Source organism: Streptomyces sp. DSM 15324, assembly GCF_001514285.1.
In the GTDB taxonomy this organism is placed as follows: domain Bacteria; phylum Actinomycetota; class Actinomycetes; order Streptomycetales; family Streptomycetaceae; genus Streptomyces.
On record NZ_KQ949057.1, the window covers coordinates 1 to 6,308 of the forward strand.

The window sequence follows — 6,308 nt, forward strand, 5'->3', positions numbered from 1 at the left end:
CCCGCGTCGACCTGCCGACCTACGCCTTCCAACGCCACCGCTACTGGCTCGACGAGACGACACAGCAGGTGGCTGAGGAGCCCCTGGCCGTCAGGGCGGAGTCCTGGCGCGAGCGTCTCGCCGCCGCCTCCGACGAGGAGCGTGGGCAGACGCTGGACCAGCTGGTCCGGACGCAGATCGCGACCGTGCTGGAATACGGCTCCGCGGCAGCCGTGGACCCGGCGCGGACCTTCAAGGACCTGGGCTTCGACTCCCTGACCGGGGTGGAGCTGCGCAACCGGCTGAACGAGGCGACGGGGCTGCGGCTGCCGTCCTCGCTGATCTTCGACCACCCGACGCCGAACGCCCTCATGCGGCACCTGGACGCCGAGGCGCTGGGCACCGACCACTCGGCCGACATCGAGGTGCCGGGCGACGCCGGGCAGGTGGACGAGCCCATCGCGATCGTGGGGATGGGGTGCCGCTTCCCCGGCGGGGTGACGTCGCCGGAGGAACTGTGGGACCTCGTGCGCACCGGGCGCGACGGGATCGCCGCCTTCCCGATGGACCGCGGCTGGGACCTGGACACCCTGTACGACGCCGACCCCGGCCGCTCCGGCACGTCGTACGTTCGTGAAGGCGGATTCCTTTACGAAGCACCCGAGTTCGACCCCGGGTTCTTCGGGATCTCGCCGCGTGAGGCCCTGGCGATGGATCCCCAGCAGAGGCTGCTGCTGGAGACGTCCTGGGAGGCGCTCGAGCACGCGGGCATCGACCCGCTGTCCCTCAAGGGCAGCCGCACCGGTGTCTTTGCCGGCGCCATGTCCCAGGACTACGGCACCCAGTTGCACGAGGCCGCGGACGGCCTCGACGGCTACCTGCTGACCGGCAAGTCGGTCAGCGTGGTCTCCGGGCGGCTGGCATACGTCCTCGGTCTCGAAGGACCAGCCGTGACGGTGGACACGGCCTGCTCCTCGTCGCTGGTCGCGCTGCACCAGGCCGCCCAGGCCCTGCGGGCCGGCGAGTGCACGCTGGCCCTGGCCGGCGGCGTCACCGTCATGGCGACGCCCGGCATGTTCGTGGAGTTCAGCCGGCAGCGCGGGCTCGCCTCCGACGGGCGGTCCAAGGCCTTCTCCGACTCGGCCGACGGGACCTCGTGGGCCGAGGGCGCGGGCATGGTGGTGCTGGAGCGGCTGTCGGACGCGCGGCGCAACGGGCATCCGGTGTTGGCGGTGGTGCGTGGGTCGGCCGTCAATCAGGACGGTGCCAGTAATGGTCTGACCGCTCCCAACGGGCCGTCGCAGCAGCGGGTGATCCGGGCGGCGCTGGCGAACGCCGGGTTGTCGACTGGTGATGTGGACGCGGTCGAGGCGCACGGGACGGGGACGACGCTCGGGGATCCGATCGAGGCGCAGGCGCTGATCGCGACGTATGGCCGGGACCGGGAGCGGCCGTTGTGGCTGGGGTCGTTGAAGTCGAACATCGGGCATGCGCAGGCGGCCGCCGGTGTCGGCGGCGTCATCAAGATGGTCGAGGCGATGCGGCACGGTGTGCTGCCACAGACGCTGCACGTCACCGAGCCGACGCGTGAGGTGGACTGGTCGGCTGGCAAGGTCGAACTGCTCAGCGAGGCGCGCGAGTGGCCCGGGACCGAGGGGCGGCCGCGCAGGGCTGGTGTGTCCTCCTTCGGCATCAGCGGCACCAACGCGCACGTCATCCTGGAGCAGGCGCCGGAGGCCCGGCGCACGGTCCCGGCCGAGCCGGTGGCGGTGCCGTGGGTGCTGTCGGGGCGCGGGTCCGAGGCGCTGCGGGGCCAGGCTGTCCGCCTGCTGGCGCGGGTGGAGCGGGACGCGGACCTCTCCCCGGTGAACGTGGGCTGGACACTGACCGCGGGGCGGGCCGTCCTGGACGACCGGGCTGCCGTGGTCGGCACCGACCGGGCCACGCTGGTCGCCGGGCTGCGGGCACTGGCACGCGGTGAGTCGGCCGCAGGGTTGGTGCAGGGTACTGCGTCGGGTTCTGGTGGCCGGGTGGTGTTCGTGTTCCCGGGTCAGGGTGCGCAGTGGGCCGGGATGGGTGTGGAGTTGCTGGACTCCGCTCCGGTGTTCGCCGAGCGGTTCGCCGAGTGCGCCCAGGCGTTGGCTGAGTTCGTGGACTGGGACGTGGAGGCGGTCCTTCGCGGTGCCTCTGGTGCGCCGTCGCTGGAGCGCGTCGACGTGGTGCAGCCGCTGTCGTGGGCGGTGATGGTGTCGCTGGCCGCGCTGTGGCGTTCCTACGGCGTTGAACCCGCTGCGGTGGTGGGGCATTCGCAGGGTGAGATCGCTGCCGCGTGCGTCGCTGGTGGGCTGACCCTGCGTGATGGTGCTCGGGTGGTGGCCTTGCGGTCGAAGGCGATCGCGGCCGGGCTGGCCGGTGACGGTGGCATGGTCTCTGTGGCGGTGGGTGCGGAGCAGGCTGCCGGGCGGATCGCCGCGTGGGAGGGTCGTATCGAGATCGCTGCGCTCAACGGGCCGGCCTCGGTCGTGGTCGCGGGTGAGCCCGCGGCTCTGGAGGAGCTGATCGCCGCCTGCGAGGCCGAGGGCGTGCGTGCTCGTCGTATCCCGGTGGATTACGCCTCCCACACGTCCCATGTGGAGCGGATCGAGGAGGAGCTGGCCCGGGTCCTGGCCGAGGTCCGCCCGCGGACCTCCACGGTGCCGTTCTTCTCCACGGTGGAGGCCGACTGGATCGACACCCAGGCCCTGGATGGCGGGTACTGGTATCGCAACCTGCGCCGGACGGTCCGCTTCGAGGAGGCCGTACGCGCCCTCGCCGATCAGGACCGCACGGTGTTCGTGGAGGTGTCGGCGCACCCGGTGCTCGCCATGGGTATCCAGGACACCGCCGACGAGGCGGTCGTCACCGGCAGTCTGCGCCGCGGCGACGGCGGCCTGGACCGTTTCCTGGCCTCCCTGGGTGAGCTGTGGGTCCATGGCGTGGAGGTGGACTGGTCTCAGGCGTTCGCCGGCACGGGTGCGTGCCATGTCGACCTGCCGACGTATGCCTTCCAGCGTCGGCGCTACTGGCTCGACGCCCCGGCTCCTTCGGACGCGGTGGCGGATGATCCGGCCGACGCGCGGTTCTGGGCTGCTGTCGAGAGCGAGGACTTCTCGGCCGTCCTCGACACGCTTCAGGTCTCAGAGGACCAGCCGTTCGGTGATGTCCTGCCCGCGCTTGCGGCTTGGCGCAAGGCGCTTCGGCGGCAGGCGGCGTCCGACGACTGGCGGTACGGCGTCTCCTGGCGGCCGGTGCCCACGAAGGCCGTGACGCTGTCGGGGGCGTGGCTGGTCGTGGTGCCCTTGGCCCTGGCCGAGGACGAGTGGACGTCTGCGCTGGTCCGGGCCCTCGAGACGAAGGGGGCGCAGGTGCTGCGGCTCCCGGTCGAGCCGGGTGTTGACCGGGCTGGGTTGGCTGATGCGCTGCGGGGTGTGGCGGCTGTGGCCGGGGTGTTGTCGTTGCTGGCGTTGGACGAGTCGGCGCATGCGGTGGGCGGTGGGGTTTCGGCCGGTCTGGCGGGGACTCTTCTGCTGGTGCAGGCGCTGGGGGATGTGGGGGTGGGGGCGCCGTTGTGGTGTGTGACCCGGGGTGCCGTCGGTGTCGGTGGTGTGGATCGGGTGGCGAGTCCGGTGCAGGCGGGGGTGTGGGGCTTTGGCCGGGTGGCTGCCCTGGAGTATCCGGAGCGTTGGGGTGGGCTGGTCGATCTGCCGGAGGTCTTCGACGCCCGGGTGGAGGACCGGCTCGGTGCGGTCTTGTCCGGCGTTGCTGGTGAGGATCAGGTCGCGGTGCGTTCGGCGGGGGTGTTCGGGCGTCGGCTGGTGCGTGTGGGTCAGGCGGGTGGTGGTCAGTGGAGTCCGCGGGGGACGGTTCTGGTGACTGGTGGCACGGGTGCTCTGGGTGGGCATGTGGGGCGTTGGCTGGCGGGGCGGGGGGTGGAGCATCTGGTGCTGGTCTCGCGTCGGGGTGAGCGGGCGCCGGGCGTGGATGTGCTGCGTGGCGAGCTGGAGGGGGCTGGTGTCGGTGTGACGGTGGCTGCGTGTGATGTGGCCGATCGTGAGCAGGTCCGGGCGCTGCTGGATTCCCTGGCGGCGGCGTCGATTCCCGCGTTGACGGGTGTCGTGCACGCCGCGGGTGTGCTGGACGACGGTGTGATCGAGACGCTGTCCGTGGAAGCACTGGCCGGAGTGCTCCAGTCGAAGGTGGAGGCCGCCCGCCACCTTGACGAGCTGACCTCCGACAAGGAGCTGGACGCCTTCGTGCTCTTCTCCTCCGTCATCGGTGTCTGGGGCAACGGCGGCCAGGCCGCCTATGCCGCCGCGAACGCCTCCCTGGACGCGCTCGCCCAGCACCGGCACGCCCGTGGGCTGCCCGCGCTGTCCCTGGCCTGGGGCACGTGGGGCGGCGGCGGCATGGTCGGGGACGACACGGACGAGCGGATGCGGCGTCGCGGACTGATCACCATGGCGCCGGAGGCCGCTATCGAGGCCCTGGCACAGGCGACGGGCCCCGACCGGCCGTTCCTCGCCGTCGCCGACGTGGACTGGGAGCGGTTCGTCGCGGCGTATGCGCCGACGCGATCGACCCGGCTGTTCGACGGGGTGCCGGAGGCACTGCGGGCCGGCACACCGGCGGCAGCCGACGGTCTCGCGGGCCCTGGCCCCACCGACGGGGCCGTGCCGCCCGGTACGGCGCTGGCGCAACGGCTCGCGGGGCTTGCTCCCGGCGAGCAGGAGCGCACCCTGACCGAGCTGGTCCGCACCCACGCGGCCGTGGTCCTCGGGCACACCGACACGGACGCGGTCGCGGTCGGGCGCGCCTTCAAGGAACTCGGCTTCGACTCGATGCGGGTCATGGAGCTGCGTAACCGGCTGAACGCCGCCACCGGGCTGCGACTGGCCACCGGCGCGGTGTTCGATCATCCGACGATCACGCGCCTGGCCCGGCACCTGCACGCTGAACTGCTCGGGGCGCAGGACCAGCCGGAGCCCGCCACTGCCCTGACCGCGAATCGTGAGAGCGCACCCGCGGCCGGTGCCGAGCACCGCGACGAACCGATCGCGATCGTCGCGATGGGCTGCCGGCTGCCCGGTGACGTGCAGACTCCCGAGCAGCTGTGGCAGTTGCTCGTACGTGGCCAGGACGCCGTCTCCGGCTTCCCCACCGACCGTGGCTGGGACATCGAGGGACTGTACGACCCGGACCCCGGCCGGCCCGGCAGGACGTATGCCCGCGAGGGCGGATTCCTCTACGACGCCGCCGAGTTCGACCCGGTGTTCTTCGGTATCTCCCCGCGCGAAGCACTCGCGATGGACCCCCAGCAGCGGCTGCTGCTGCAGGCGTCCTGGGAGACCATCGAGCGGGCCGGTATCGACCCGACCTCCCTCAAGGGCACCGCGACCGGCGTCTTCGCCGGCATGACCTACCAGGACTACGGTGCCCGCCTGCACGAGGCCCCGGAGAGCGTCGAGGGCTACCTCCTGACGGGCAAGTCCTCCAGCGTGATCTCCGGCCGTATCGCCTACACCCTCGGTCTGGAGGGGCCCGCGGTCACGGTGGACACGGCGTGTTCGTCGTCCCTCGTCGCCCTGCATCTGGCGGTACAGGCGCTGCGGGCCGGCGAGTGCGGACTCGCCCTGGCCGGCGGCGTGACCGTGATGCCCACTCCCGGCCTCTTCATCGAGTTCAGCCGGCAGCGCGGACTGGCCCCGGACGGCCGCTCGAAGGCCTTCTCCGACTCCGCCGACGGCACCTCGTGGGCCGAAGGCGTCGGCGTGCTGCTGCTGGAGCGGCTGTCGGACGCGCGGCGCAACGGGCATCCGGTGCTGGCGGTCGTGCGCGGTTCGGCCGTCAACCAGGACGGCGCCAGCAACGGCCTCACCGCCCCGAACGGGCTGTCCCAGCAGCGGGTGATCCGCGCCGCCCTGGCGAGCGCCGGGCTGTCCACCGGTGACGTGGACGCGGTCGAGGCCCATGGCACGGGAACGGCCCTGGGCGACCCGATCGAGGCCGAGGCGCTCATCGCGACCTACGGCCAGAACCGGGAACGGCCGCTGCTGCTGGGCTCGTTGAAGTCCAACGTCGGGCACACACAGGCCGCCTCCGGTGTCGCCGGCGTCATCAAGATGGTCGAGGCGATGCGGCACGGTGTGCTGCCGCGGACACTGCATGCGGATGTGCCGTCGTCGAAGGTGGACTGGTCGGCGGGTGCGGTGGAGCTGCTGACGGAGGCGCGGGAGTGGCCGCAGACGGGCGAGCGTCCGCGTCGTGCCGGTGTGTCGTCGTTCGGTGTGAGT

At 72.1% G+C, this 6,308-nt stretch carries 1 protein-coding gene; it reads left to right on the plus strand.

Translation table 11 applies throughout. From position 1 onward, the window contains the following. On the plus strand, positions 1-6,308 hold a 6,308-nt coding region (locus AQJ58_RS40105), incomplete at both ends, for a type I polyketide synthase (RefSeq protein WP_159056429.1).